Raw genomic sequence first — 25,641 nt, forward strand, 5'->3', positions numbered from 1 at the left:
CTTACGAAAGGTTTCGCCATGCGCACTGGTCTCTATCCCGGCACGTTTGATCCGGTCACTCATGGCCATACCGACATTATCCGCAGGGCGTGTACGCTTGTTGACCGTTTGGTCATCGGTGTTGCAATCAACCGCGATAAAGGCCCGCTTTTTACGCTGGAAGAACGCGTGGCGATGGTCGAAGCGGAATGTGTTCCGCTTGGTCAAAACGTGGGTTGCGAAATCGTGGTGCATCCGTTTGAAAACCTGTTGATCGATTGCGCCCGCGATGTGGGTGCGTCAGTCATCGTGCGCGGTCTGCGGGCCGTGGCTGATTTTGAATACGAATATCAGATGGTCGGCATGAACCGCGCCATGGATCATTCAATCGAGACGGTGTTCTTGATGGCAGATGCCAAGAACCAAGCGATTGCGTCCAAACTGGTCAAGGAAATCGCTCGCCTTGGCGGGGATGTGACCAAGTTTGTACCACCTGCGGTCAAAGACCAATTGCTGGCAAAACTGGGCAAATAGGCTTTCCTGACGGGGAACGCGTGTAAACTGTTTGGTTAATGTCGGCGGTTGACCCAATCGCTGCATATCTTGTTCAAGTTCGAATCTTGAATGAATGCACCAATTTCCTGGAATAACGCCCGCACAATTGGCCCGTCAGCGGGTTGATGGTGCGAATAATCATTAGAATTTGGGAATTCCGACGCCGTTGTATGCGTCTGGTTTCGTTATTTTTGGCGTAAAATGATCGACAAATACCGATTTGATCAGTGCCGAACTAACCTTTTGGATATTTCCTGCACCATTGCAGACAAAACTATACAGATTTTGGTCTGACGTGGCGTCACAAATTGCTCCATGGTTAATGCAACAACGAAACTGGAGGAAATAACATGCTACTCGCAATGAAAGCTCGCGCAGGCCGTATTATCGCACTAGAGGCACTCGCAAAGTCCCGGGCCGAAGGCACAGCACGCGCCGCCGCTAAGACCGCAACCTTTAGAAGCGTTCGTCCACTGCTTCTGCAGAAACGCATCAACAACGTCGTCGCTTTCAATGACAGAAGCACAGAACGTCGTCGTCCAATGCCAATGAAAACCGTCTCATACGCTTAAGTCCGCGCAAGATTGCCGAAACTTTCGGCAATCGTACAGACGTCCCAGTCCCACGCACAATAGAAACACGAAAGCCGCCCCTCGTAAGGCGCGGCTGGTGTTCATTCAAGGCCATGTGGGCCCGCAGGTTTACCCGTAGATCGCTTTGCTTGCGATTTTCGCGGCGTCTTCGCGGAACAGACCAAGGTCCATCGCTGTTTGGGCAGACATGCTTTCCAACTCGTATTTGGTCTTTGCATATGTCGCGCGTTTTTGAAGTGTGTCGCGGACGAAGTTCAGTACAGTCATAGCGTTCTCCTTCAGATTATCGCTTTGTAACGTCAGGCTTTTCTCCTGCCTGCCCTGAATATGGGTCGTGCTGCACCGCAGCACAACTGACCGTTAGCGATAACCGAATTGCGCAAAACGCATGGCTTACGTCACAAAATATAAGGGCCGCCCTGATAACAGGACGGCCCTTTCATTTGTGCTGAAGGCTTAGGCCTTACAGAAATTTGCCCATCGCAACGGCTGTATCGCTCATCCGGTTGGAGAAGCCCCATTCGTTGTCGTACCACGTCAGGATACGCACCATGTTGCCGTCCAGAACCTTTGTTTGGTCAAGGTGGAAGATGGAAGACCGTGGGTCGTGGTTAAAGTCGGTGCTGACGTTTGGTAGATCAGTGTAACCCAGAATGCCTTTCAGCGGGCCAGCGTCTGCAGCTGCAATGATCGCATTGTTCACTTCTTCCACGGTTGTCGCGCGGGACGCTTCAAAAGTCAGGTCAACAACAGACACGTTTGGTGTTGGAACGCGGATCGCAACACCGTCAAGGATGCCGTTCAGTTCTGGCAGAACCAGACCAACCGCTTTTGCTGCACCAGTGGATGTCGGGATCATGGACAGGGCTGCTGCGCGTGCGCGGTACAGATCCTTGTGCATTGTGTCCAAGGTCGGCTGGTCGCCGGTGTAGCTGTGGATCGTTGTCATGAAACCTTTGGTGATCCCGACAGCGTCGTTCAGAACCTTGGCAACAGGGGACAGGCAGTTTGTTGTGCAAGATGCGTTGGACACAACAATGTCGTCTGCAGTCAATGCGCCGTCGTTCACGCCGAACACGATAGTTTTGTCCGCGTCTTTGCCTGGTGCAGAGATCAGCACGCGCTTGGACCCGTTATCAAGGTGCGCTTGGCAGGCTTCTTTGGATGTGAAGATACCTGTGCATTCCAGAACCACGTCAACGTCAGACCATGGCAGGTCCGCTGGGTTGCGGATCGCTGTGACTTTCATCGGGCCGCGGCCCACGTCGATAGAGTCTTCTGTGGTGGTCACAGTTGCAGGGAACTTGCCGTGCACAGAATCGAACCGCAGCAGGTGCGCGTTTGTTTCAACAGGACCAAGGTCGTTGATTGCAATAACTTCGATGTCTGTGCGACCGGATTCAATGATGGCCCGCAATACGTTCCGTCCGATACGTCCGAAACCGTTAATCGCTACTTTGACTGCCATGGGGAGGTTCTCCAAAGATGTGAATGCGGGCATGCCCGCTGTTGGCGCTAACATTGCGATTTATGCCGAAAGGTCAACCGCAGATTAGGTTTCGTGATGGCCTGCAGGCCCAAATTCACAGGGCGCGCGGATTTAAGACCTCAGATGACGGCCGTTTGGCTTACCACATGTGAATGTACCGCTTCTGCCAGATAAGATGGGTATCAGTTTCTGCGGGCAGTCAGCTTAACGCCAAAACGCCATGAATTTCACTGCGCCCACGATCTTGCGCAGAACAACAGTCATGGCATCCAAATGGAATACAAAATGATCCAGTAGAAAGAAACCGACGATAAAGATCGCAAGCCCGATGGCAATTTGATTGGTCATGCGTGTGACCTTACCCTCATGATCTTAATTTGTGGATAGGGCTTCGATTGCAATCACGGTCGTTGGGGCACCAACACCATTGACGATCCCTGTTGCGTCACCAGTTCCAGCCGTCAAGCCTTGGATCGGTGATGCTTTGAAACTACCTGTCAAATCACCTGTGACGAACATCGTTGTGGTGTCGCCCGTCAATGTGCCGCTGACAGACATCTCGACAGAGTTCTGACGGCTGCCACGGATAGAACCGCGCGAAATCCCAAGATCACCGTTAAGCGTTTCGACCGGTTCAAGGTTCCCATCTAGCAATACAAACTGGCCGTTTTCTGCCGTCAGCGTGTTTTCCAAGAAATCGACCGAAATAGTAGTTTCGGCGCTTGCCGAATAGTTCACTGCAGGCACGCCAGACGTGGACGCGACGATAACGCCTTCGAATGTACCCGATCCAGAGGTGGGGACAGCGGTCCATGCGGAATTGCTGCGGCTTCCAATCGATGCGTCCTCGAGGATCGCGAGCTGGTCAGCAAGATCGCCAAAGGCCGGATCAAGATTGCTCAGATCATTCCCGCTGTCTGCGACGCTGTCGACTGCAGTGGGTGTTTGCGAACCGCGCGTATATTCTTCGAATTCAGCACGGGTGACGGATTCACCGTTAATTTCAAAGGTGCTGGTCTCCGAAGAACAAGCGGAAATGGCAAGAACAGAAAGAATAGCAAAATAGCGCATGGTCACATCCAAAATAATTTGGATGCGCCATTTCATGTAACTACGGCGCATTAATGGCAATTTTTTTGAAAATGCCGAATTGTGGCTTAGTGCATCCGACCCATGGCCGCCGCGACATCGGCCATCCGTGCTGAGAAGCCCCATTCATTATCGTACCACGCCAACACCCGTACGGTTTTGCCACCGACGACTTTGGTCTGGTCTGGCGCAAAAATGCAGCTTTGTGTGGTGTGGTTAAAGTCGATGCTGACTTTGGCTTCGTCGTCGTAGGACATGACCATGCCCATGTAGCCACCAGCCGCTTCAGCCATAATCGCGTTAACGTCTTCGACGCTGACGGATTTGCCCGCTTCAAACGTCAGATCAACCGCCGAGACGTTCGGGGTAGGGACCCGCATGGCCGTGCCGTCGAGTTTGCCTTCCAGTTCCGGCAAGACTTCGCTCAGCGCTTTGGCGGCACCCGTGGATGTGGGGATCATCGCCATGGCTGCGGCACGGGCGCGGTATAGATCAGAATGACGGCGGTCCAGTGTTGGCTGATCGCCTGTGTAGCTGTGGATCGTGGTCATGATACCGCGTTCGATCCCGATTTCGTCGTTCAGTACCTTGGCAAGCGGGGCAAGGCAGTTCGTGGTGCAAGATCCGTTCGATACCATGCGGTCATTGGCAAGCAATTGGCGGTGGTTCACACCGTAGACCACGGTGCGTTCGACGTTTTTGGCAGGGGCAGAAATCAGGACCTTCTTTGCGCCTTGACGCAAATGAACGTCTGCCTTCTGTCCGTCGTTGAATTTGCCGGTGCATTCCAGAACGACATCGCAGCCGGACCAATCAAGGGTTTCCGGATCGTAGGACGACATCACATCAATAGGGCCGCGACCCAGATCAATTGTTTGATCTTTGACTTTGACTGGGCTGCCAAAACGGCCATGCACACTGTCGTATTTCAGAAGGTGGGCGTTTGTCTCAATCGGGCCAGTCGCGTTGATGCGGACGACCTGAACGTCGTTGCGTGCGGCCTCTGTGATGTGTGCCAAAGTGCAGCGCCCGATGCGCCCAAATCCGTTGATACCAATCGTGACAGTCATGACCCAAACCTTTCCAAAAGTTGGGTCTGCTATAACTTGTATGCAGATGTTCACAAAGATCAAAGTCGTGATAAATCAGTATGTTAACGGTAACGGTTGGCGCTATCATTGGCCATGTAGGGACGTTAACGCTAACGGATTGCGCTATCGTAACGCGGTGCGCCGCGAATCGTGCGAGTTGGTTAAACGCCGCTGCGTTGGGTCAGGGTCGCAACCGTATACCGTTGGCGGACCTGATTTTCGTTGCGGGGCACAAAGCCCGGATCTCGGATCACACAGCCAAGGCCGCAGACCTGAGACGTATCGCGATTGGCGTTTGAGACCCGCCAAACTCGGCCACCCGGTGTCGATACGTAGCCATCGACGCCAAGTTGGAAGTCGGACAACAGATCAGTCGTTGACGGCACTTCGTTATCGTACTGCGGCCCATAAGCGCCGTGCGTGTGGTAGGATGCGACGATGTTATCACGCCGTTGTGGCACCGGCATGTTGCAGCTCGCAAAGCTGCCACGCCGTGGTGCAGTCGCCTGCAATTGACCTGCGCTATCACGGAAGAAAAAGCCGCAGAATTCGCGACGTTCTCGGATTGATTGAGTCTGGATGCTGTTCAGGAAGGACCGCGCAAAATTATCAATGCTAGCCTGTTCTGCAGGCGGTGGCGCAAAAGACGTTGGTTGCGGCTGAATCGCTTTGGGGATGATAGCTGGTCGTTTGCTGATCGTTTCGACAGGGGCCGCACATGCACTGACGGTCACAAGTGCAAGAAGCGCGATTGTCAGACGATGCATAAAGTGACCTTAACTATCTGTGGGGACAGACGGGCAGGGATGTCCTGCCCGTCTGTATATAAAGATTTAAAGCAGGTCTTTGACCGCTTTGGCGACATCCGCTGCCGTGATGCCGAACTTTTCGAACAAAGTTTCCGCAGGTGCAGAGGCTCCGAAGCCAGTCATACCAACAAATGCGGCTTTCTTGTGGTTGCCGCGTTCGCCAAGCAACCATTGATCCCAGCCTTGCTGCACGCCAGCCTCAACCGCGACCCGAACCGGACCCGCTGGTAGTACGCGCTTGCGGTAGCTTTCGTCTTGCTGCGCGAACAGTTCCATACACGGCATGGACACAACGCGTGCGCCGATACCTTCAGCTTCGAGCAGGTCTTTTGCGGCCAATGCCACTTCGACTTCAGACCCGGACGCCATGATGATAGCTTTACGCTTGTTCTCAGCCTCTGCCAGAACGTAGCCGCCTTGCGCAGACAGGTTCTTTGTCTTGTGCGAAGTACGGACTGTCGGCAGGTTCTGACGGGACAGGCACAGAACGTGTGGTGTGCTTTGTGATGTCAGCGCCATTTCCCACGCTTCAGCCGTTTCCACCGTATCCGCAGGACGGAAAACGTTGGTGTTCGGCGTCGCACGCATCATAGCGAGGTGTTCAACCGGCTGGTGGGTAGGGCCATCTTCGCCCAGACCAATTGAATCGTGTGTCATGACGTATGTCACAGGCACGCCCATCAGGGCGGACAGACGCATGGACCCACGCGCGTAGTCGGTGAAGCACATGAATGTGCCGCCGTATGGTTTTGCGCCACCGTGCAGCGCCATGCCGTTCATCGCAGCCGCCATGCCGTGTTCACGCACACCGTAGTAAACGTAACGGCCTTTGCGATCAGTCGGGTGGAAAACGCCCATGTCGGCTGTTTTGGTGTTGTTAGACCCTGTCAGGTCAGCAGAACCACCAATGGTTTCCGGCATGATCGCGTTGATCACTTCCAATGTCTTCTCAGACGACTTCCGCGTTGCCATCTTTGGCGCACCTTCTGTCGTTTGCTTTTTGAAGGCACGGATCACCGCGGACAGCTTGGCTGGCGCTTCACCAGCGTACTGGCGTTTGAATTCCGCCTGCTTTGTGCCGGACAGTTTGTCGAAGCGGACTTGCCAGTCGGTGTGCGCCGCTTGACCGCGTGTCGCCATGTCTTCCCAGCCTTTTTTGATGTCCGCAGGGACTTCAAACGGGCCGGTTGTCCAACCATATGCGGCTTTCGCGTCAGCCATCTGCTGCGCGTCAGTCAAAGCGCCGTGGCCTTTGGATGTATCTTGTGCGGCGTGACCCAGCGCGATGTGGGTTTTGCAGGCGATCATGGACGGGCGCGGATCTTTCTTCGCTTCGATAATCGCAGCATCAATCGCCTTTGGATCATGACCGTCAATTTCCAGCACATGCCAACCTGACGCCGCAAAACGCTGTGGCTGGTTGGTTTTGTCTGCAATATCAACAGTGCCATCGATGGTGATGTTGTTATTGTCCCAGAACACGATCAGGTGGGAAAGTTCTTGCATACCGGCAAGAGACAGCGCTTCCTGAGATACGCCTTCCATCAGGCAACCATCGCCCGCAATCACGTAAGTGAAGTGGTTGACGATGTTCTTGCCCCACGTGGCACGCTGGATTTCTTCGGCGATTGCGAAACCGACGGAATTGGCGATGCCCTGACCCAATGGACCTGTTGTGGTCTCAATGCCGCGTGCATGGCCGTATTCAGGGTGGCCAGCAGTCTTTGCGCCCCACTGACGGAAATCCTTGATTTCCTGAAGCGTGATGTCTTCGTAGCCAGTCAGGTACATCAGCGAATACAGCAACATGGATCCGTGACCCGCAGACAGGATAAACCGGTCACGGTCCGCCCAGTCAGGTGCTTTGGGGTCAAAGTTCAGGTGGTTTTGGTACAAAACCGTTGCAACATCAGCCATGCCAATCGGCATGCCAGAGTGGCCAGAGTTCGCGGCGGCAACTGCATCGAGTGTCAGCGCGCGAATGGCGGCTGCTTTCATCCAGTGGTCAGGGTTTGCTTCACGCAGGGCTGCAATATCCAAGGGAAAGGTCCTATCGGGCTAAATTTGGCGTTGGAGGTGTCATATCAGGGCGGTGCCTAAGATCAAGCACGCAACATAAGTGTTTGGCATGGTTGGACTACGTCATCATGTTGCGCATTTGCGGGTGCGCTGTTGTTGGCTTAGGCTTTGCTTAATGTTCCGCGATTCGCGGGTTTGATGGTACGAGAGGACGACGCATGACAGACGTCACGCAGTTAGAGCAGCGGATTTCCGTCGCAATGGACCGGATTGAACGCGGTTTAGGGGCGATGGCCGAACAGGCACCGGCGGATGACGCACCCGGCGCAGACGCAGGCGCGCTTGAAACCCAATTGGAAGAAGAACGCTTCGCCAACGCCCAGCTCGAAGAGCGGGTGAAAGCGCTGAAAGACCGTCAAGATACGAAGATCAAAGAACTTGAAACGCGAGTTTCCGCTCAGCGTGACCAGATGGCTGCATTGGATACGGAACTGCAACGTCTGCGGGCTTCCAGCGCGGATATGCGCGAAGTGAACGCACAGTTGCGTGCCGCCGCTAGCGAAGGCGTCGCCGAACCAGAATTGATCAATCGTGCAATGATGGCCGAAGTCGAAGCGCTATCAGCGCAGCGCGCGTCGGAATCAGCCGAAGTTGATGCGATCCTGAAAGAACTCAAACCCCTGATCGAGGAGGCCTGATATGCCACATGTCGAGATTGCCATTGGTGGGCGGACGTTTGAAGTGGCTTGTCAGGAAGGCGAAGAACATTTCTTGCAGTCGGCCGCAGCAATGCTGAACGAAGAAGCATCCCACATGTCCGCGCAAATCGGTCGGATGCCGGAAGCAAAGATGCTGCTGATGTCGGGCCTGATGTTGGCGGACAAAACCGCAGGACTGGAAGAAAAGGTCAAAGAAGCGGAAACGCGAATGGCGCAGCTGCAAGCGCGGATTGATACGCTGGAAGGCCGGCCCACACAGACCGAACGTGTCGAAGTGCCCGTGATCCCAGCCGAAGTCAGTGACGCAATGGCGCAGATCGCGGCACGGGCAGAAGCATTGGCTGCAGAGGTCGAACGGCGCGCGGGTTAATCTGGCTTCGTCAGTAAGCTGCGCATCGCAATGCCAGCATCCACCATCGCACGCAGGTGGCCGGGCTGACCGGGTGCCGTTTCCGCACGTACTGACAATACATCACCGTCTAAAACAACGGATGTTTGCGCACTGCGGGGCAGGGCGTCGCGCAATGTCGCAAGCGGTTTGGACGTGTAGATGTCTTGCGCGACGGCCACACTGGCGTCGTTGGTTAGCAAGATACCTTGCGCTTCACCGATGGTTGTTCTGTCCAATTCAACGCCTTCGGGCAGATCGCCCAGACGTTTTAAGGCTTGGGTCATGGTACCCTTCACCATTGACGCACCCATACCGTCTGGCGTTTTTTTCATGATATCAGCGACATGGGGCGCAAGTGGTGGGGCTACGACAACGGCGCCGCTTTGGGTCACGGTATCACGCCAGTTGATCACGGCATCGCCGCTGCGTTTGCGGCCGTAAGTGACATGCAGCGCCCAATTTTCCTTCGGATCGGACAACATGATCTGAGCACCTTTCCCGATGCTGGCAGGCAATTCTTGCTGCGCCCAGCCTTGTTCCGCGACAATTGCGTCAAGCGTTGAGCTGCTTTTGCGCCGCGTCAGAAGCCAACGCAAAAAGAAAAGCTGCCCAATAAGGACCGCAATGACAACGAAAAGAAACTGGGGGCTGTTCATGGGAATATGTCTCGTGGAAATCTGGGGCTAAATGCGTTCAGTTTACGCATCACCTAACACATGTCACGACCGCAAATACAAAAAGCCGCACCTCGGGAGGCACGGCTTTCCGTTTGGTTCTTTAACGGTGTTTAGGCGTTTGCTTCGCGAATTTTATCTGCAGCGTCCTTGTCGAAGGTCACAGCGTTTTCAGCAAACAACGTGTCCAATTCACCTGAAAGGGTCATCTCGGTGACGATATCACAGCCGCCAACGAATTCACCTTTGACGTAAAGCTGTGGAACAGTCGGCCATTCGGAATAATCTTTGATGCCCTGACGCATGTCTTCATCGGCGAGCACGTTCACATCGGCAAAATCAACGCCCATAAAGTTCAGAACACCAGCAACGCGGGACGAAAACCCGCATTGGGGCATGGATTTTGTGCCCTTCATGAATAGGACAACGTCGTTGGATGTGACGGTTTCTTTAATTTGGTCTGCGATTGTCATGTGCCGTCTCTTTCGTTGAGTGCGTTATTCTATCGACGCCTTGCGCCCGTGAGTTTAAATGTCGCGCCCATATTTGTCGCGGTTGTGCCCAAATTTTTTACGCATGGCTTTGACGCCAAATCTGCCCACTACCGAGTTAAGGCTGGCATTTGGATTTGGTTGCCGTCCTCCAACCGCATTTCTCGATCCGCCCGTCATGGCTCCAAGAGCTGAATTTTTGGCCTGAGCTTCTTTGACAACATCCATGTCGATTGCTTCCATGCCCAACTCTGGTTTTGGTTCATCAGGAAGAATCGCTCCCGGTTGGTTTCCAGACAAAGGTCTATATTTCCTTGGACGCGATCCAAGTACATAGGCCAATCCAGCGCCTCCTAAGATAATCAAAAGAAACCAGAGCTTCCAAGTCATGCAGGGGCTTTCGTGGTCAACGCAAGTGCGTGGAGTTCGCCGTTGCTGCCGTCCATTTTGCCTTTAAGCGCTGCGTAAACGGCCCGTTGTTGTTGCACACGGTTTTTGCCACGAAAACTTTCGTCGATGACTTCGGCCGCGAAATGCGCCCCGTCGTCGCCTTGCACCGTGATTTTGGCTTCAGGAAAGCTGTCGCGGATCAGGGTTTCGATGTCGTGGGCGGTGATCATGGTGCGTCCTTTTGGGCTGTTGTGCCTAACGTATGAAGTGTTCCGCCGGTCGGCAAGGGCAGGTGCCTCCGGCGGGGATATTTATGACCAAAAGAAACGGGGCGTTACGCCACAGCCGCGGCAAACGCGCTGCGGAATGTTTCGGTCAACGCGGCCAATGGTGCGGATGCCGTGCCAAACGTCACGTCTGTCCCAGACGCCGTGCCGATCTGCGTAAGCGGGATGTCGGCTGTTTTCGCCGCTGCCGCCAATGCGGTTGCTTGTGCCGGAGTACACGCAATCAGGTAACGCGCTTGGTCTTCCCCGAACAGCGTTGCCGTGTCCGAAAGCGTCACGGTGATGCCAACGCCTGCCGCTTCTGCCAACTCAAATGCTGCCAGCGCCAGCCCGCCGTCGGACAGGTCTGTGCAACACGGGATGTTGGCGTGGTTTGCGCGAATAAAGTCGCCGTGCAGTTTTTCTTCTGCCAGATCAACCGCAGGTGCATCGCCTTCAACGCGGCCAAAAGCTTCGGCTAACAGTGCGGATTGCCCAAGATGGCCTGATGTCGTGCCGAGCATCAACAAAACGTCGCCGTCCTGCATGGTGCCTGTAATCGCAAGGTCAGGTGTCGCGATCAAACCAACGGCGCCGATTGTCGGCGTTGGCAAAATGCCTGCGCCGTCGGTTTCGTTGTAAAGCGATACATTGCCGGACACGATGGGCATGTCGAGCGCAGAAACCGCTTCGCCGATACCTTTGATGGCCCCAACGAATTGGCCCATGATTTCAGGCTTTTCAGGGTTGCCGAAGTTCATGTTGTCGGTCGTCGCAAGCGGCGTCGCGCCCACAGATGTCAGGTTCCGGTACGCTTCTGCCACCGCTTGTTTACCGCCCTCAACAGGGTTCGCCTTGACGTAGCGCGGGGTCACGTCGGACGTGAATGCGATGGATTTTGGCGTGCCGTGCACGCGGACGATGCCGGACCCTGCACCTGGTGTGCGGGATGTATCGCCCATGACCTGCTGGTCGTACTGTTCATAAACCCACTGCTTGCCCGCGTAGTTCGGGCTGGAAATCAGCGCTGTCAGGCCTTCGATAGGGTCAATCGTCAATGCTTCATTGAAAGGCGTCGCCGCAGGCGTTTCCACCCAAGGGCGGTCGTATTCTGGGGCAGAGCCAGACAGGGTGGCCAGCGGCAGGTCGGCTTTAACTTCACCGTTATGCAAGATCAGGAACCGGTCTTCGGCGATGGTTTCACCGACGATAGCGAAATCCAGATCCCATTTGGTGAACACAGCACGGGCTTCGGCTTCAAGTTCCGGTTTCAGAACCATCAGCATGCGTTCTTGCGATTCCGACAGCATCATTTCGTAGGCAGTCATGTTTTCTTCACGCTGCGGTACGTCTTCGAGGTTCAGCTTGACGCCAAGGCCCCCTTTGTCGCCCATTTCCACAGCAGAACATGTCAGGCCAGCGGCCCCCATGTCCTGGATCGAAATCACAGCGCCAGTCGCCATCAATTCAAGCGTGGCTTCCATCAGGCGTTTTTCAGTGAACGGGTCACCAACCTGTACGGTCGGGCGCTTTTCTTCGATCGTGTCGTCGAATTCGGCGGATGCCATCGTCGCGCCGCCAACACCGTCGCGACCTGTTTTCGCACCAAGGTACACAACAGGCATGCCAACACCGGATGCAGCGGAATAGAAAATCTTGTCAGTATCCGCGAGGCCAGCAGCAAACGCGTTCACAAGGCAGTTGCCATTATAAGACGGATCAAACCGGACTTCGCCGCCAACTGCAGGTACGCCAAAGCAGTTCCCGTAGCCACCAACGCCTGCCACGACGCCGTTGACCAACGTGCGTGTTTTAGGGTGATCAGGCATCCCGAAGGACAGGGAGTTCATCGCCGCAATCGGACGTGCACCCATCGTGAACACATCACGTAGAATACCACCGACGCCGGTCGCAGCACCTTGGTAGGGTTCAATGTAAGACGGGTGGTTGTGGCTTTCCATTTTGAAGACCACACATTGGCCGTCGCCGATGTCGACAATGCCAGCGTTTTCGCCCGGTCCGCAGATCACTTGTGGACCTTCGGTTGGTAGGGTTCGCAGCCATTTCTTGGAAGACTTGTATGAACAATGCTCATTCCACATTGCCGAAAAAATACCGAGTTCAGTGAAGGTCGGTTCGCGGCCGATGATTTCAAGAATACGGTCAAATTCGCTAGGCGACAGCCCGTGTGATGCGATCAATTCGGATGTGATGGCTGGTTCGGTCATGTGGCAGTCCCCTGAGCTTTCGCGGCCTTTTAGACTGGCTTTGCTGGGGGGGGAAGTGCGAGAGGCGCTGTGCGCTGTGTTTTTGGTCAAAAACCTGTATCAGTGGATCGTTTTTGTGCAGGCGATGCGGCATTACTGCGCTTTGGGCAAAAAAAATGCCGGGCGCAAGGCCCGGCAAGTCCAACAGGGAGGTGAAGGAGACGAGCGCAAGAGCATCGTCGCCTTCGACACTTGACTTAGGAGCGGTATCTTCACCGTTCAAGAAAATAATGCATACACAATCGCATGTCCGCTATGCGTCAGATGCATAGCTTTGTGCGCGAGCTGCCCATTTTTTGGCTTAACAAATTGCGATTCAAGCACTTTTGGACAAATTGTGCTTTCTGTTAATCCGTTATTCGGCTTTTACCGCATCCCGAATTTTCCGCCTGTGATCCATGATTTCGTCCTGAACGAAGTCCCGAAATGCGCTGATCCGCTTGGATTGGCGCAATTCTTCGGGGTAGGCGAGGAAAACCGGGACTTCACCCGACTCAAGTTCAGGCAGGACGCGGATCAGGTCAGGAAAGTCTTCGACAAGGTAATCCGGCAGAACCCCAATCCCAAGGTTGTTAATCACACCTTGTAGTACACCGAAGTAGTTGTTCACGGTGAACAGGCTCGGGACATCATAGCTCATCAGGTGTTGAACGAGTGTAGACCCAGCGCTGACCTGTGCGGATGACAGGGACTGGCAAATCAAGCGGTGGTTGCCGATTTCCTCGATGTCCGTCACCGCACCATGTTGATCAAGGTATGTCTGGGACGCGTAAAGGCGCATCCGCACGGACATCAATCGTTTGCGGATCAGATCGGCCTGTGACGGCTCTTTCATGCGGATGGCAACGTCGGCTTCGCGCATAGGCAAGTCCAACACCCGTTCTTCGAGCATCAGGTCGATTTTAAGGTCCGGATATTGTTCGTAAAGTTTCGGCAGACGCGGCGCCAACCAAAGCGTGCCGAAGCCTGTTGTTGTCGTCACGCGCAATTCGCCGAACACTTCTTCTTCGGAATCGCGAATGCGCGCGGATGCCGCTTCCAGACGTTTGTTCATGGATTTGGTCGCGTCAAACAACAACTCACCCTGTTCGGTAAGAATCAGTCCGCGTGCGTGACGGTGAAAAAGGGTGGTGTTCAGGCTCTCTTCAAGCGCGCGCACCTGCCGCGATACCGCAGACTGCGACAAATGCAGTGTATCACCCGCATGTGTAAGTGACCCAGCGTCAGCCACTGCGTGAAATATTCTTAGCTTGTCCCAGTCCATATCTTCTTCCTGCGGCTGCGCGCCCGTGCTTGTTTGTATTATCCTTACGCTAACACGTTCTTAAGGTGCAATTGCGCATTACGGGGAACTTTTTGCTTTGTAGGTCAGAAAGTATGACCTATTGTGGGGGTGTTATCCTATCGGGGAGGTGCAGATGACACAGGGCCGCATTACACTCAATGATCGTTACGATTTAACCAAGCGTCAGGTGCTGCTGAATGGCACACAGGCCCTTGTTCGCTTGATGCTGATGCAAAAAGCGCGTGACAAAGATGCTGGGCTGAATACAGCCGGATATGTCACTGGCTACCGCGGATCACCTCTGGGTGCTGTAGACATGCAGATGACCCGCGCCAGCAAAGTCTTGGGCGAGGCGGATGTGAAATTCCAACTCGGCCTGAACGAAGATCTGGCCGCAACTGCCCTTTGGGGTTCACAGCAGGCCGAACTGCGCGGTGAAGGCAAATTCGACGGTGTATTTGGTCTCTGGTACGGCAAAGGCCCTGGTGTTGACCGGTCTGGCGATGTGATGCGCCACGCCAATATGGCCGGATCATCGCCGCATGGCGGTGTGATCATGGCGATGGGCGATGACCACACGGGCGAAAGTTCGACAACATTGCACCAAAGCGATTGGGCGATGCTGGACGCATATATGCCGATTGTCAGCCCTGCGGGTGTGCAGGAAATTCTTGATTACGGTGTCTACGCATGGGGGCTCAGCCGGTTTGCGGGTGTATGGGTCGGCTTGAAAACGATGAAAGACACGATCGAGGTCACATCTGTTGTCGATGGTGATCCGGACCGCGTGAAGCTCGTCGAACCTGAATTTGATATGCCTGACGGTGGCTTGAACATCCGTCTAGTCGATACCCCGCAATTGCAAGAAGCGCGGATGATCGACCACAAACGGTTCGCAGCCGAAGCGTACAGCCGCGCCAACAAAATGGATCAACGCAAGCTTGGCAAAGCAGGGGCCAAAATCGGCTTTGTCGCCGCCGGTAAGAACTATCTCGATCTGGTTCACGCGCTGAACTTGTTGGGCGTGGATGAAGCTGAAGCCGAACGTCTCGGCATCACCGTCTATAAAGTCGGGCAGGTTTGGCCGCTGGACATGCAAAGTTTCCACGACTTTGCCGAAGGTCTCGATCTGATTGTTGTTGTCGAAGAAAAACGCAAACTGATCGAAGTGCAGGTCAAAGAAGCGATCTTTGACGACCGCCAAGGCCGCCGCGTCTACGGCTGGCACAAAGGCGATGAACATTCCGAAGGTCGCCGTGAAGAGGTGTTCCCAACAAAGGCCGATCTGAACCCGATCTGGATTGCCGAAAAGATTGGCGGCATTCTGGTCGAAGAGGGCTGCGGGTCTTCCGCCGTGACTGGGGGTCTCGCGAAACTTGCCGAAGCCCGCAAAGCCGACAACCAGCCCGAAATCGCGGCGCGTTTGCCGTATTTCTGCTCGGGCTGTCCGCATAATTCATCCACCAAAGTACCGGACGGATCGCGCGCCTACGCGGGCATTGGCTGTCACTACATGGTGCAGTGGATGGACCGCGACACCGTTGGGTTCACCCAGATGGGCGGCGAAGGCGCGAATTGGGTCGGCGAGGCCCCGTTCTCGACCACGGATCATGTGTTCCAGAACCTTGGTGACGGGACATACAACCATTCGGGCGTGCAGGCGATCCGCTTTGCACTGATGGCGAACACCAATATCACCTACAAAATCCTCTATAACGACGCGGTCGCGATGACCGGCGGGCAAGGCAATGACGGTGGGCTTACGGCTGATCAGATTTGCCGCGAACTGGTCGCTATGGGCGTGCGCAATGTCGAAGTGGTCTACGACGAAAAGGAAGACGTGGACTTCGCGTATTTCCCGAAAGGCCTGACGATTTCCGAACGGTCCGAATTGCCCGCCGTGCAAGATCGGCTGCGGCAGGTGAAGGGCGTGTCGGCGATTGTCTACATCCAGACATGTGCTGCTGAAAAACGGCGGCGGCGCAAGCGGGGCACATTCCCTGATCCGGACAAACGGGTGTTCATTAACACGGACGTTTGCGAAGGCTGCGGCGATTGCGGTGTGCAATCGAACTGCGTGTCGATCGTGCCCGTGGAAACCGAACTGGGCCGCAAACGGGCGATTGATCAGTCGTCCTGTAACAAAGACTTTTCCTGCGTGAACGGCTTCTGTCCGTCCTTTGTGACGGTCGAAGGGGCGGTCGTGAAAAAGGCGGCAACGGCAAGCGTTGATTTGCCAGACATGCCTGACCCTGCGCTGCCCGAGATTGATGGCACGCATAATGTCGTCATCACAGGCGTCGGCGGCACAGGCGTCGTGACCATCGGCGCTGTCATGGCGATGGCGGCCCATCTGGACGGCAAAGGTGCTGGCATGATGGAAATGGCTGGTCTCGCGCAAAAGGGCGGTGCGGTGCATATCCATTGTCGTTTGGCTGAAAACCCCGATGACATCGCTGCAATCCGCGTGGCCATTGGTGAAGCACATACGCTGATCGGCGGTGATCTGGTGGTGTCGGCAGGTGCCAAAACGCTGGGCTTGATGAAGCAGGGCCAGACCGTGGGCGTCGTCAACAGCCACGAAATTATCACGGGCGATTTCACACGTGACACTGGCTTCAAACTGCCGACGGATCAGCTGAAACTGTCGCTAGAGGCGCGGTTGCAGGATCGTTTGGCGCTGTTTGATGCCTCTGACCTGGCGAAGGCCTTGATGGGCGACAGTATCTTCTCGAACATGATGATCTTCGGCGCGGTCTGGCAGATGGGCGGTATTCCGTTGTCCGGCGACGCGATCCGCGAAGCGATCACGCTGAACGGGGCCGCGGTTGAACGCAACCTGCATGCATTCGAATTGGGCCGTTGGGCGTATTTGTATCCTGATCAGGCAGAACGGGTTTTGTCGCCAGCGGTTGTCGAAAAGCCCAAAACGCTGGATGAAAAAGTCGCATTCCGTGCGGATCATTTGGTCGCCTATCAAGGCAAACGGCTGTCTAAGCGGTATCGCGCTTTAGTCGACGGAATAACCGATCCTGACATGAAGGCAGCGGTGGCTGAAGGCTATCATAAGCTGTTGTCATACAAGGACGAATACGAAGTCGCGCGATTGCTGCAAGATAGCCACGCGAAAGCGGCGGAAGCGTTTGATGGTGACGTGAAATTGACCTACCACCTTGCCCCGCCGATGCTGACAAAAACCGGTGCAGACGGGCGACCCGTCAAAAAGCAATACGGGGCGCGGATGGCGAAGATGTTCCCGCTTCTCGCCAAAATGAAGGGGCTGCGCGGTACGTGGTTCGACCCATTCGGGCGGACCGATGAACGGCGGATGGAACGGGCGCTGATCAAGGAATATGAGGCCGACATGGCTGATGTTCTTCGGACGATGCGCCCCGATACCAAAGCTGATGCGGTTGCTCTGGCGCGGTTGCCGCTCGATATTCGCGGCTTTGGTCCAGTGAAAGAAGCCAACGCACGCAAAGCCGCCAAAACTCGCGAAGTTTTGCTCGCGAACCTGTGTGCAACACCTGCGGCCGTGGCAGCAGAGTAGACGCAAAAGGACTTGTCATCGCGGTGTTACGATTTATCGGTAGCACCGCGTAAACGAAGAGGTCCTGTGATGTCAAAACATCAAATCGCGCGCGATATTTCCTATGCGAGTTCGGCCAAAGGACGGGCTGGCAAAGTTCTTATCAGGACCATGGAAAATGCATCTGGTAGGTTGCGGCTGATCCGGCGCGCGCGCGGATATGATCACGACGTCGCACGGGGCGCTGATTTTTGGCATGTGATTACAAATCGTTACGGCCTGACGCTTGATATCATCGGCGGGTCCCTCGAGAATATCCCGCGCGATAGGCCCGTGATTGTTGTGGCCAACCATCCTTACGGCATTCTTGACGGACTGATGCTCGGCCGCATCCTGTCTGATCGGCGACAGGGTGATTTCCGCGTTTTGGCGCACCGGATTTTTCGCCGGTCTGCGGACTTGGAAAAGGTGATCCTGCCTGTGTCTTTTGATGAGACAAAAGAGGCCGCTAAACAGAACATGCAAACCCGTAAAGATGCGCTTGATTATCTGGCGCAAGGCGGTGCTATCGGCATTTTCCCGGGGGGCACCGTTTCGACTTCAGCAAAACCTTTCGGCCGCCCCATGGACCCGACGTGGCGCAATTTCACGGCCAAGATGATTGCAAAATCGGATGCGGTTGTGGTGCCGATTTATTTCGAAGGACACAACAGCCGGTTGTTCCAATTAGCCAGCCATATCCACAATACGCTGCGCATGGGGCTGCTGATCCGCGAATTCCGTAACAAAATCAACGCACCTGTGCGTGTCGTCATTGGCGAACCGATTCCGCGACATGAAATCGACGCCCGCAAAAAAGACCCCAACGGCATGATGGATTTCTTGCGTCAGGCCACGTATGCTCTGTCCAGGGACCCGGTCGATCCAACCAGACTGGGCCATGAATTTGAGGCAAAGTATAAGGGGCGGTCAAATGGCAGTCGGGATATTCGATAGTGGTGTAGGGGGCTTAACGGTTCTGGATGCGGTGCAAGAACGCCTTCCGGACGTGCCGTTCGTGTATTTCGGTGATCACGCCCATGCGCCCTACGGTGTGCGCACCGATGACGATATCTACAACCTGACGACACAAGCGGTCGAACGGCTATGGGATGCTGGCTGCGATCTGGTGATTTTGGCCTGTAACACGGCGTCTGCGGCGGCTTTGCGCCGGATGCAGGAAAGCTGGATTCCGAAAGAAAAGCGCGTCTTGGGCGTTTTCGTACCTTTGATCGAAGCCCTAACAGAACGCCAATGGGGCGATAATTCGCCGCCGCGCGAAGTAGATGTCAAACACGTGGCCTTGTTCGCGACCCCTGCAACGGTACGCAGCCGCGCGTTCCAGCGGGAGCTCGCGTTCCGTGCGATTGGTGTGGATGTCGAAGCGCAGGCCTGTGGTGGTGTCGTAGACGCAATCGAAGACGGCGATCTGATCTTGGCGGACGCATTGGTGCGCAGCCATGTTGATGCACTGACCCGTAAGATGCCGAAACCGGATGCCGCGATTTTGGGCTGCACTCATTATCCGTTGATGGCCGAGACATTTCAGGATGCATTGGGCGAAAACGTCAAAGTGTTCAGCCAAGCGAACCTCGTCGCGGAAAGCCTTGCAGACTACCTTGGGCGACGTCCAGAGATGATCGGGGCGGGAACAGATAGCCTGTTTTTAACGACTGGTGATCCTAAGCGTGTGTCGCGCAATGCAACACAATTTCTGCGCAAAGAAATTACGTTTACAGCAGCTTACCCGTAGACAACGACAGCCAATTACCAAATTCACGCCGCAGTCGTGCCCGAATTGGACGTTAACAAATCGTTAATGGACCAATAATGGATTCGATAAATGCGTTTATTACGATTTTGCATGGCTGCGTTTCTGGGCACGGCTTCTTTAGGCCAAGCTGCAACCTTAAATGAATCCGATATCGCGGGCGGCTTTGGATCCTCGTTCAATTCCCCAACAGTTATTGGAAGTGACGTGACGACAGTCACTGGCACGGTGTCTGCAGCGGATTTTGATTTTCTGCACTTCACGAGTCTCAGTGCGGGCGCGCAGACGTTGACGTTTAACTTCAACCTCGCAGACCCGAACGGGTTGTCTGGCTTTCAGAATGGTGGCGGGAGCGTTCGCATCAAAGAAACTGCCCCAGGCTGGGCGTATGATGGTAATCCGCTCAATCCGGCAGGCGGCAACGATTTTGATTTGTCCTTTGATCCGTTCAATGTCGCCGGCGCTGTCGTGTCACAAACCTTGTCTTATTCTCTTGGGGCTGGATACGCAGGCGGTGACCTGTACGTCAGCATCTTGCCGACATTCGCAAGCCAAGCGTTTTCCTTTGGCGTAATCGTACCGGGCAATTCGGCGTCAGTTGATCCGTCACCAGTTCCGGTGCCTGCCGCTGGTTTGTTGCTGATCGGCGCGTTGGGTGGCATGGCTGCGTTACGACGTCGCAAGACAGCCCCACTTCTGGCCTGATCGCGGCTGCGTGACTTGCATCTGCCGTGTGTCCACGCCACATAACGTAGGACCACAGCAATAGGGCAGGCCGGTGACACAAGATCAAGTTACACAAAAAATCGCGATCCTCGGGGCGTCTGGCTACACTGGGGCCGAACTCGTCCGTATCATCGCGACGCATCCGTCGTTCGAGATTGTAGCCCTATCTGCAGAGCGCAAAGCCGGTCAGGCGATGGCCGACGTGTTCCCACATTTGCGTCACATGAATTTGCCGCCCTTGGTGAAACTGGATGAGATCGATTTTGCGGGCATAGACCTCGTGTTCGCGGCACTGCCACACGGGCTGTCCCAGGCACTGGTACGGGACCTGCCCGAGCATGTGAAAGTTGTTGATCTCGGCGCCGATTTCCGGCTGCGCGATCCGGCTGACTACGAAAAATGGTATGGTGCCCCGCATGTGGCCGTTGAGCTGCAAAAGACCGCCGTTTACGGACTGACCGAATTTTACCGCGAGCAGATAAAAGGTGCGCGCCTTGTCGCGGGCACCGGCTGTAACGCGGCCACTGTACAATTCGCGCTGCGCCCGTTGATTGCCGCTGGTGTGATTGATCTGGACGACATCATTTGCGATCTCAAAAACGGGATTTCGGGTGCGGGCCGTGCGTCCAAGGAAAACATGTTGTTCACTGAACGGGCTACCGACGTGCAGGGCTACGCCCACGGCGGGAAACACCGTCATCTCGGCGAGTTCGATCAGGAATTCACCGAAATTGCAGGCCGCAAAGTCGAAATTCAGTTTACGCCGCATCTTGTCCCACTCAGCCGCGGTATCCTTGCCACTTGTTATGTGAAGGGTGACGGGCAGGCAGTGCACGACGCGCTTGCTGCCGCCTATAAGGATGAACCGTTCGTCGTGGTGCTGCCGTTTGGCCAGCAACCGGGGACGGGGCACGTGATGGGATCGAACTATTGCCATATTGGCGTCAGCCAAGACCGGATTTCAGGGCGCGTGCTCGTGACCTCTGTTCTTGATAACCTGTGTAAAGGGTCGTCTGGGCAGGCTGTTCAGAACGCGAACCTGATGCTGGGTCTTGATGAAACTGCGGGCCTGACAATGGCACCGGTGTTCCCATGAGCGGATTGAAAAGTCTCAAGAAAACCCGCCGCATTCAGGTCATCGGATTGGCCGGTGTTTGTGTGGCGGCGATCCTTGTGATCCTCGCGATGTTGCCAGAAGAATCGTTCCAGTTCTTCCGCTCCCCATCAGAAGTCGCAGAATCGCCTCCGCCGCCGAATGAACTGTTCCGCATCGGTGGATTGATCGTGGAAGGGTCAATTGAAAGCGATGTGGGCGAAACCGTGCGCTTCGACGTGACAGATGGCGGTGCTGTCATTCCGGTCGTGTATACGGGTATTTTGCCTGATCTGTTCGGCGACGGACAAGGCATGGTAGGCCAAGGGCGCTACGTGAACGGTACGTTCGAAGCTGTTGAAATCCTTGCAAGACATGACGAAACCTACATGCCTAAGGAAGTCATCGACGCCCTGAAAGAACAGGGGCAATACGTGGCACCGGACGCTGGTGACGTAACCAATTAACCAATTGCGCTGACCTTTGCCGTAAGCAGGCAGAGGACAGCACACATGCAAACCATCCAAGACATCGCCCGAGACATCGTCGCCCGCGAAGGCGGCTATGTGAACGACCCTGACGATCCGGGCGGGGCCACGAACTTTGGCGTCACGATCCATACGATGCGGCGCTTGGGGCTGGACTTAGACGGCGACGGTGACGTGGACGCAGGCGATGTCCGGCGTCTGACCCGTGAACAAGCCGAAGCGATTTTCGTAGAACACTACTTCACGCGGCCCCGCATCGACGCCTTGCCGGTCGTCCTGCAGGCCAGCGTGTTTGATATGTATGTAAACGCGGGATCGCACGCTGTGAAGGTTTTACAGCGACTTTTCAATGAGATGCGGATCACTGTTACAGTCGATGGCGTCATCGGTCCGCAAACCATCGCGGCTGCCAACCGCGCGGCCGCCGCAGCGCCTGATCATATCGCAGATGCCTACGGGATCGCCCGCCGCAATTACTACTACGCCCTCGCGGACAGTCGCGTCGCCAGCCGGAAATATGCCCGACGCCGCGATGGTGGCAAAGGCGGCTGGATCACCCGCGCCGAAGAATTCATCGCCGAACGGTTTCACCTGACAGCGGCGCAACATGCACAAAGGATCGCATCATGGGGCTAATTACAGATTTCATGGGTATGCTTTTTGGCAATCATCGCAATGTCTTGGCCGAAACGGCTGAGGTGTTTCGGGAAAACAGCGAAAACGCAGGCGCGCGTGCAGCGGACGTCCAAACCGCAGTCCTGCGTCAGTTCGCGGCCGAATTCTCCGGCAATCGCAAGGGATGGTTCGACCGCTTCATTGACGGGTTGAACCGTCTACCGCGCCCATTGATGGCCTTTGGCACCTTGGCGTTGGTCGCCGCATCGATGGTCGATCCAATTTGGTTTGCCGCACGGATGCAAGGTCTTGCACTGGTGCCAGAGCCGCTGTGGTGGCTGATGGGCGCCATTGTCAGTTTCTATTTTGGGGCACGGCATCAGGCCAAGGGGCAAGAATTTCAGCAATCCATTGCGGACACGATGGCACGCACCGGACAGGTGACCGCAAATATTCAGGCGCTCACAGCTGATGCACCAACAGCGCCACCTTCGACCCAAGCAAAACCGCTGACATTCACCACGGAAAACGCAGCGCTTCAGGAATGGCAGGCACAAAATGGATCATGATTGGATCGCAAAGGTGGACCTGCGATTGAACGCCTTGGAAACGCGCGGTGCCGTGAACGAAGTGCACCGCGACAATGTCGCGGATCGGCTTGGTTATATTGAAGATACGCTCAAATGGCTGGTGCGGCTTGTGATCGGCGGGTTGCTGATGTCGGCAGTCGCCTTTGTATTGCAAGGCGGGCTGAACTTGTAACCCGCAGAAATGTGACAATCCGTCCGCAAGATGTGCCTGTCCTAGAATGAGGGGCGGTGCTATATCGGGCGTATGATAAATGAACTCGCCCATTTCGCCCTCATCCTCGCTTTTGTTGTCGCGATTGCGCAGACAGTTATTCCATTGGTCGGAGCCCATAAAGGCTGGCGCGGGTGGATGGCCATGGCGCAACCCGCAGCGACCTCACAGTTCATCTTGGTCGGCTTTGCCTTCGCCGCCCTGACGTGGGCATTTGTCACATCCGATTTTTCGCTGCGCGTGGTGGCGACAAATTCGCATAGCCTGAAACCCATGCTCTATAAAATCAGCGGCGTTTGGGGCAACCACGAAGGGTCGATGCTGCTCTGGCTGTTGATCCTGACGCTGTTCGGCGGCTGTGCCGCTTGGTTTGACGGCGGTCTGCCCGAAACTCTGCGTGCCCGCGTGTTGGCGGTGCAATCGGCGGTATCCGTCGCGTTTTACGCTTTCATCCTGTTCACATCGAACCCGTTTGACCGGCTGGCTTTACCGCCGTTTGACGGCCAGGACCTAAACCCGCTCTTGCAAGACCCAGGTCTCGCGTTTCATCCGCCATTTCTGTACCTCGGCTACGTGGGCCTCAGCATGGCGTTTTCGTTCGCCGTCGCCGCCCTGATCGAAGGCCGCGTGGACGCCGCATGGGGTCGTTGGGTACGCCCTTGGACATTGGCCGCGTGGATGTTCCTGACTGTGGGCATCGCACTTGGGTCATGGTGGGCGTATTATGAACTTGGCTGGGGCGGTTTCTGGTTCTGGGATCCGGTTGAAAATGCGTCCTTCATGCCATGGCTGATTGCAGCCGCCTTGCTGCATTCCGCGATCGTTGTTGAAAAACGTGAAGCGTTGAAAAGCTGGACGATCCTGTTGGCTATCCTCGCATTCGGCTTCTCTCTGCTCGGCACTTTCATCGTGCGGTCCGGCCTTCTGACGTCCGTACATGCCTTCGCAAATGATCCAGAACGCGGCGTCTTCATCCTCGCGATCCTCGCGTTTTTCGTAGGCGGGTCACTCACGCTTTATGCGGCCCGCGCACGGGTACTGGCTGCAAACGGCGTGTTTGGCACGGTCAGCCGCGAAAGCGCGCTTGTCCTGAATAACATCCTGCTGGCCGTGTCCTGTTTTGTCGTCTTCATCGGCACCATCTGGCCTTTAGTGGCCGAAATGGTTTGGGGACGTACCCTGTCCGTTGGCCCGCCGTTTTTCGACGCAGCCTTTTCACCGTTCATGGTCGCGCTGGCCTTGGTTTTGCCGCTGGGATCATTGCTGGCATGGAAACGTGGCACGCTGACACGCGCGAAAAAGCCGCTCTGGGGCTGGGCATTGCTCGCGATTTCACTCGGGGCCTTGGCATATGCGCTGCAAAGCGGGCGGTCCGCACTTGGACCAGTCGGCGTAGCGCTTGGCGTCTGGGTCGTGGGCGGCGCGCTGCTTGATCTGTGGCTGCGCGGCGGGCGTGAAAACCTTGCAGGCCGTTGGCGCCGGATCAAACGTCTGCCGCGCGCGGATTGGGGCAAATCGGTCGCGCATATCGGCGTCGGTGTCACAACCTTTGGTGTGGCCGCGATCCTTGCTTGGGAAACCGAAGATATCCGCGTGGCGGACCTTGGCGATAGCTACGACGTCGGGGCCTACACATTCACCTTGCAGGACGTAATTCGCGCAGAAGGGCCGAACTACGTGACCACAATGGCCGAAGTGGGCGTTGCAAAGAACGGGCGTGACATCACCGTGATGTACCCCGAAAAACGGTTCTATCCTGTCGCGCAAATGCCAACGACCGAAGCGGCGATCCGCAACGGCATCTTACGCGATCTCTACGTCGTGATTGGCGAACCGCAGGCAAACGGCGGCTACGCGATGCGTATCTATATCAAACCCTTCGCAAACTGGATCTGGGGCGGCTGCATGCTGATGGCTTTGGGCGCACTGATCTCCTTGACCGACCGCAGGCTGCGCGTCGGAGCAGGTGCGGCAAAGCCGAAACGGACAGCGGCGGTACCAGCAGAATGAAACGTCTGATCCTCACCCTGACTTTGCTCGCATCTCCGTTGTGGGCCGTGGAACCATCGGAAATGCTTGACGATCCGGTGTTGGAAAACCGTGCCCGCGATCTGTCCGCAGGGCTGCGCTGTCCGATCTGCCAGAACGAAAGCATCGACGAATCCAACGCGGCCCTGTCGAAAGAACTGCGGATCATCGTGCGGGAACGCCTCGTCGCGGGCGACAGCGATCAGGACATTTTGGACTACCTCGTGGCCCGCTACGGTGAATATGTGCTGCTGACGCCAACGGTCTCCGGCGCGAACTGGATCTTATGGCTGGCCGCACCCGGCTTGTTCCTTGCGGCGCTCGGGATCGGGTGGTCTACCATCCGACGTAAGCCTGAAACGCCCAACGGCACGCTCACCGACGAAGAACAGACCGCATTAGACAAGATTTTGCGGTCGTAACGTTCGGTTCCTCTTTTCTAGA

Annotated in this window: 28 protein-coding genes; 15 read left to right on the forward strand and 13 right to left on the reverse strand. The window is 55.7% G+C overall.

Annotation, left to right across the window (positions count from 1 at the left end; genetic code table 11):
- The first annotated feature begins 18 nt into the window (after positions 1-18).
- Positions 19-513 (forward strand): pantetheine-phosphate adenylyltransferase, encoded by a 495-nt coding sequence (gene coaD, locus K3729_09610; protein UWQ97746.1) that lies wholly within the window; start codon positions 19-21, stop codon positions 511-513.
- A 722-nt stretch (positions 514-1,235) separates the two neighbouring features.
- Here the strand turns inward: coaD and K3729_09615 are convergent.
- The 7 genes from K3729_09615 to tkt all read right to left on the reverse strand — a co-directional run bounded on the left by K3729_09615 (position 1,236) and on the right by tkt (position 7,645).
- On the reverse strand, positions 1,236-1,394 hold the full coding sequence (locus K3729_09615) for a hypothetical protein (GenBank protein ID UWQ97747.1): 159 nt from the start codon (positions 1,392-1,394) through the stop codon (positions 1,236-1,238).
- Between the two features lie 196 nt (positions 1,395-1,590).
- The gene (gap, locus tag K3729_09620) at positions 1,591-2,595 is read right to left on the reverse strand and encodes a type I glyceraldehyde-3-phosphate dehydrogenase (GenBank protein ID UWQ97748.1); all 1,005 of its coding nucleotides are present in this window, start codon (positions 2,593-2,595) and stop codon (positions 1,591-1,593) included.
- Positions 2,596-2,820: 225 nt separating this feature from the next.
- A complete protein-coding gene (locus K3729_09625; GenBank protein UWQ97749.1) occupies positions 2,821-2,964 on the reverse strand; it encodes a hypothetical protein in 144 nt (47 codons plus the stop codon).
- 24 nt (positions 2,965-2,988) lie between these two features.
- Positions 2,989-3,687 carry a hypothetical protein gene (locus K3729_09630; protein UWQ97750.1) on the reverse strand — a complete coding sequence of 233 codons (699 nt, stop codon included), beginning with the start codon at positions 3,685-3,687 and terminating at the stop codon, positions 2,989-2,991.
- Positions 3,688-3,773: 86 nt separating this feature from the next.
- Entirely contained in the window at positions 3,774-4,775 is a 1,002-nt protein-coding gene (gene gap, locus K3729_09635; GenBank protein UWQ97751.1) for a type I glyceraldehyde-3-phosphate dehydrogenase, read from the reverse strand.
- 182 nt (positions 4,776-4,957) lie between these two features.
- Positions 4,958-5,563, reverse strand: a complete 606-nt coding sequence (locus K3729_09640; GenBank protein UWQ97752.1) for a DUF4329 domain-containing protein — start codon at positions 5,561-5,563, stop codon at positions 4,958-4,960.
- Positions 5,564-5,629: 66 nt separating this feature from the next.
- Positions 5,630-7,645 (reverse strand): transketolase, encoded by a 2,016-nt coding sequence (gene tkt, locus K3729_09645; GenBank protein ID UWQ97753.1) that lies wholly within the window; start codon positions 7,643-7,645, stop codon positions 5,630-5,632.
- Positions 7,646-7,842: 197 nt separating this feature from the next.
- On the opposite strand from tkt, the gene K3729_09650 reads away from it, so the two are divergent.
- Together K3729_09650 and K3729_09655 are read left to right on the forward strand one after the other, a co-directional pair.
- Positions 7,843-8,322 carry a hypothetical protein gene (locus tag K3729_09650; GenBank protein UWQ97754.1) on the forward strand — a complete coding sequence of 160 codons (480 nt, stop codon included), beginning with the start codon at positions 7,843-7,845 and terminating at the stop codon, positions 8,320-8,322.
- 1 nt (position 8,323) lies between these two features.
- Entirely contained in the window at positions 8,324-8,713 is a 390-nt protein-coding gene (locus K3729_09655; GenBank protein UWQ97755.1) for a cell division protein ZapA, read from the forward strand.
- On the opposite strand, the gene K3729_09660 is transcribed toward K3729_09655, so the two are convergent.
- The 5 genes from K3729_09660 to purL form a co-directional block, all read right to left on the reverse strand.
- Positions 8,710-9,390, reverse strand: coding sequence for a hypothetical protein (locus K3729_09660; protein ID UWQ97756.1), 681 nt, complete (start codon positions 9,388-9,390; stop codon positions 8,710-8,712). The genes K3729_09655 and K3729_09660 overlap by 4 nt on opposite strands.
- A gap of 131 nt (positions 9,391-9,521) precedes the next feature.
- Positions 9,522-9,881, reverse strand: coding sequence for a Grx4 family monothiol glutaredoxin (gene grxD, locus K3729_09665; GenBank protein ID UWQ97757.1), 360 nt, complete (start codon positions 9,879-9,881; stop codon positions 9,522-9,524).
- Between the two features lie 54 nt (positions 9,882-9,935).
- Complete coding sequence (locus K3729_09670) at positions 9,936-10,289, reverse strand: hypothetical protein (GenBank protein UWQ97758.1); 354 nt, start codon at positions 10,287-10,289, stop codon at positions 9,936-9,938.
- On the reverse strand, positions 10,286-10,519 hold the full coding sequence (locus K3729_09675; GenBank protein ID UWQ97759.1) for a BolA/IbaG family iron-sulfur metabolism protein: 234 nt from the start codon (positions 10,517-10,519) through the stop codon (positions 10,286-10,288). Before K3729_09675 ends, K3729_09670 begins: the two co-directional genes overlap by 4 nt.
- A gap of 104 nt (positions 10,520-10,623) precedes the next feature.
- The gene (purL, locus tag K3729_09680) at positions 10,624-12,783 is read right to left on the reverse strand and encodes a phosphoribosylformylglycinamidine synthase subunit PurL (protein ID UWQ97760.1); all 2,160 of its coding nucleotides are present in this window, start codon (positions 12,781-12,783) and stop codon (positions 10,624-10,626) included.
- Between purL and K3729_09685 the strand changes: the two genes are divergently transcribed.
- Positions 12,767-13,018 carry a hypothetical protein gene (locus K3729_09685; protein ID UWQ97761.1) on the forward strand — a complete coding sequence of 84 codons (252 nt, stop codon included), beginning with the start codon at positions 12,767-12,769 and terminating at the stop codon, positions 13,016-13,018. The genes purL and K3729_09685 overlap by 17 nt on opposite strands.
- A gap of 159 nt (positions 13,019-13,177) precedes the next feature.
- Here K3729_09685 and K3729_09690 read toward each other — a convergent pair whose 3' ends face one another.
- Positions 13,178-14,086, reverse strand: a complete 909-nt coding sequence (locus K3729_09690; protein ID UWQ97762.1) for a LysR family transcriptional regulator — start codon at positions 14,084-14,086, stop codon at positions 13,178-13,180.
- Between the two features lie 154 nt (positions 14,087-14,240).
- Here K3729_09690 and K3729_09695 point away from each other — a divergent pair, with 154 nt between their 5' ends.
- The 11 genes from K3729_09695 to K3729_09745 all read left to right on the forward strand — a co-directional run bounded on the left by K3729_09695 (position 14,241) and on the right by K3729_09745 (position 25,619).
- Positions 14,241-17,657, forward strand: a complete 3,417-nt coding sequence (locus K3729_09695; protein ID UWQ97763.1) for an indolepyruvate ferredoxin oxidoreductase family protein — start codon at positions 14,241-14,243, stop codon at positions 17,655-17,657.
- 69 nt (positions 17,658-17,726) lie between these two features.
- Positions 17,727-18,632, forward strand: coding sequence for a lysophospholipid acyltransferase family protein (locus K3729_09700; protein UWQ97764.1), 906 nt, complete (start codon positions 17,727-17,729; stop codon positions 18,630-18,632).
- Positions 18,610-19,428 carry a glutamate racemase gene (murI, locus tag K3729_09705; protein ID UWQ97765.1) on the forward strand — a complete coding sequence of 273 codons (819 nt, stop codon included), beginning with the start codon at positions 18,610-18,612 and terminating at the stop codon, positions 19,426-19,428. Before K3729_09700 ends, murI begins: the two co-directional genes overlap by 23 nt.
- 90 nt (positions 19,429-19,518) lie before the next feature.
- The gene (locus tag K3729_09710; protein UWQ97766.1) at positions 19,519-20,151 is read left to right on the forward strand and encodes a VPLPA-CTERM sorting domain-containing protein; all 633 of its coding nucleotides are present in this window, start codon (positions 19,519-19,521) and stop codon (positions 20,149-20,151) included.
- 73 nt (positions 20,152-20,224) lie between these two features.
- Complete coding sequence (argC, locus tag K3729_09715) at positions 20,225-21,268, forward strand: N-acetyl-gamma-glutamyl-phosphate reductase (protein ID UWQ97767.1); 1,044 nt, start codon at positions 20,225-20,227, stop codon at positions 21,266-21,268.
- Complete coding sequence (gene ccmE, locus K3729_09720; protein ID UWQ97768.1) at positions 21,265-21,732, forward strand: cytochrome c maturation protein CcmE; 468 nt, start codon at positions 21,265-21,267, stop codon at positions 21,730-21,732. Before argC ends, ccmE begins: the two co-directional genes overlap by 4 nt.
- A gap of 45 nt (positions 21,733-21,777) precedes the next feature.
- Entirely contained in the window at positions 21,778-22,389 is a 612-nt protein-coding gene (locus K3729_09725; GenBank protein UWQ97769.1) for a peptidoglycan-binding protein, read from the forward strand.
- Positions 22,380-22,937, forward strand: coding sequence for a holin family protein (locus K3729_09730; protein UWQ97770.1), 558 nt, complete (start codon positions 22,380-22,382; stop codon positions 22,935-22,937). Before K3729_09725 ends, K3729_09730 begins: the two co-directional genes overlap by 10 nt.
- Entirely contained in the window at positions 22,927-23,130 is a 204-nt protein-coding gene (locus K3729_09735) for a hemolysin XhlA family protein (protein UWQ97771.1), read from the forward strand. The genes K3729_09730 and K3729_09735 overlap by 11 nt, the downstream gene beginning before the upstream one ends.
- 72 nt (positions 23,131-23,202) lie before the next feature.
- Positions 23,203-25,179, forward strand: a complete 1,977-nt coding sequence (locus tag K3729_09740) for a heme lyase CcmF/NrfE family subunit (protein ID UWQ97772.1) — start codon at positions 23,203-23,205, stop codon at positions 25,177-25,179.
- Complete coding sequence (locus K3729_09745; protein ID UWQ97773.1) at positions 25,176-25,619, forward strand: cytochrome c-type biogenesis protein CcmH; 444 nt, start codon at positions 25,176-25,178, stop codon at positions 25,617-25,619. Before K3729_09740 ends, K3729_09745 begins: the two co-directional genes overlap by 4 nt.
- Positions 25,620-25,641: the final 22 nt, after the last annotated feature.

It is taken from the genome of Rhodobacteraceae bacterium S2214, from assembly GCA_025141675.1.
Lineage (GTDB): Bacteria > Pseudomonadota > Alphaproteobacteria > Rhodobacterales > Rhodobacteraceae > Yoonia.

Coding starts and splice junctions, on each gene's coding strand:
- K3729_09640 (UWQ97752.1), bottom strand. CDS start 5,563: ATGCATCGTCTGACAATCGCGCTTCTTGCACTTGTGACCGTCAGTGCA.
- gap (UWQ97751.1), bottom strand. CDS start 4,775: ATGACTGTCACGATTGGTATCAACGGATTTGGGCGCATCGGGCGCTGC.
- K3729_09685 (UWQ97761.1), top strand. CDS start 12,767: ATGGCTGGTTCGGTCATGTGGCAGTCCCCTGAGCTTTCGCGGCCTTTT.
- grxD (UWQ97757.1), bottom strand. CDS start 9,881: ATGACAATCGCAGACCAAATTAAAGAAACCGTCACATCCAACGACGTT.
- K3729_09625 (UWQ97749.1), bottom strand. CDS start 2,964: ATGACCAATCAAATTGCCATCGGGCTTGCGATCTTTATCGTCGGTTTC.
- K3729_09700 (UWQ97764.1), top strand. CDS start 17,727: ATGTCAAAACATCAAATCGCGCGCGATATTTCCTATGCGAGTTCGGCC.
- K3729_09660 (UWQ97756.1), bottom strand. CDS start 9,390: ATGAACAGCCCCCAGTTTCTTTTCGTTGTCATTGCGGTCCTTATTGGG.
- K3729_09675 (UWQ97759.1), bottom strand. CDS start 10,519: ATGATCACCGCCCACGACATCGAAACCCTGATCCGCGACAGCTTTCCT.
- K3729_09735 (UWQ97771.1), top strand. CDS start 22,927: ATGGATCATGATTGGATCGCAAAGGTGGACCTGCGATTGAACGCCTTG.
- K3729_09730 (UWQ97770.1), top strand. CDS start 22,380: ATGGGGCTAATTACAGATTTCATGGGTATGCTTTTTGGCAATCATCGC.
- purL (UWQ97760.1), bottom strand. CDS start 12,783: ATGACCGAACCAGCCATCACATCCGAATTGATCGCATCACACGGGCTG.
- K3729_09630 (UWQ97750.1), bottom strand. CDS start 3,687: ATGCGCTATTTTGCTATTCTTTCTGTTCTTGCCATTTCCGCTTGTTCT.
- K3729_09670 (UWQ97758.1), bottom strand. CDS start 10,289: ATGACTTGGAAGCTCTGGTTTCTTTTGATTATCTTAGGAGGCGCTGGA.
- K3729_09655 (UWQ97755.1), top strand. CDS start 8,324: ATGCCACATGTCGAGATTGCCATTGGTGGGCGGACGTTTGAAGTGGCT.
- K3729_09710 (UWQ97766.1), top strand. CDS start 19,519: ATGCGTTTATTACGATTTTGCATGGCTGCGTTTCTGGGCACGGCTTCT.
- coaD (UWQ97746.1), top strand. CDS start 19: ATGCGCACTGGTCTCTATCCCGGCACGTTTGATCCGGTCACTCATGGC.
- gap (UWQ97748.1), bottom strand. CDS start 2,595: ATGGCAGTCAAAGTAGCGATTAACGGTTTCGGACGTATCGGACGGAAC.
- K3729_09615 (UWQ97747.1), bottom strand. CDS start 1,394: ATGACTGTACTGAACTTCGTCCGCGACACACTTCAAAAACGCGCGACA.
- ccmE (UWQ97768.1), top strand. CDS start 21,265: ATGAGCGGATTGAAAAGTCTCAAGAAAACCCGCCGCATTCAGGTCATC.
- K3729_09650 (UWQ97754.1), top strand. CDS start 7,843: ATGACAGACGTCACGCAGTTAGAGCAGCGGATTTCCGTCGCAATGGAC.
- K3729_09725 (UWQ97769.1), top strand. CDS start 21,778: ATGCAAACCATCCAAGACATCGCCCGAGACATCGTCGCCCGCGAAGGC.
- K3729_09695 (UWQ97763.1), top strand. CDS start 14,241: ATGACACAGGGCCGCATTACACTCAATGATCGTTACGATTTAACCAAG.
- K3729_09690 (UWQ97762.1), bottom strand. CDS start 14,086: ATGGACTGGGACAAGCTAAGAATATTTCACGCAGTGGCTGACGCTGGG.
- K3729_09745 (UWQ97773.1), top strand. CDS start 25,176: ATGAAACGTCTGATCCTCACCCTGACTTTGCTCGCATCTCCGTTGTGG.
- K3729_09740 (UWQ97772.1), top strand. CDS start 23,203: ATGATAAATGAACTCGCCCATTTCGCCCTCATCCTCGCTTTTGTTGTC.
- murI (UWQ97765.1), top strand. CDS start 18,610: ATGGCAGTCGGGATATTCGATAGTGGTGTAGGGGGCTTAACGGTTCTG.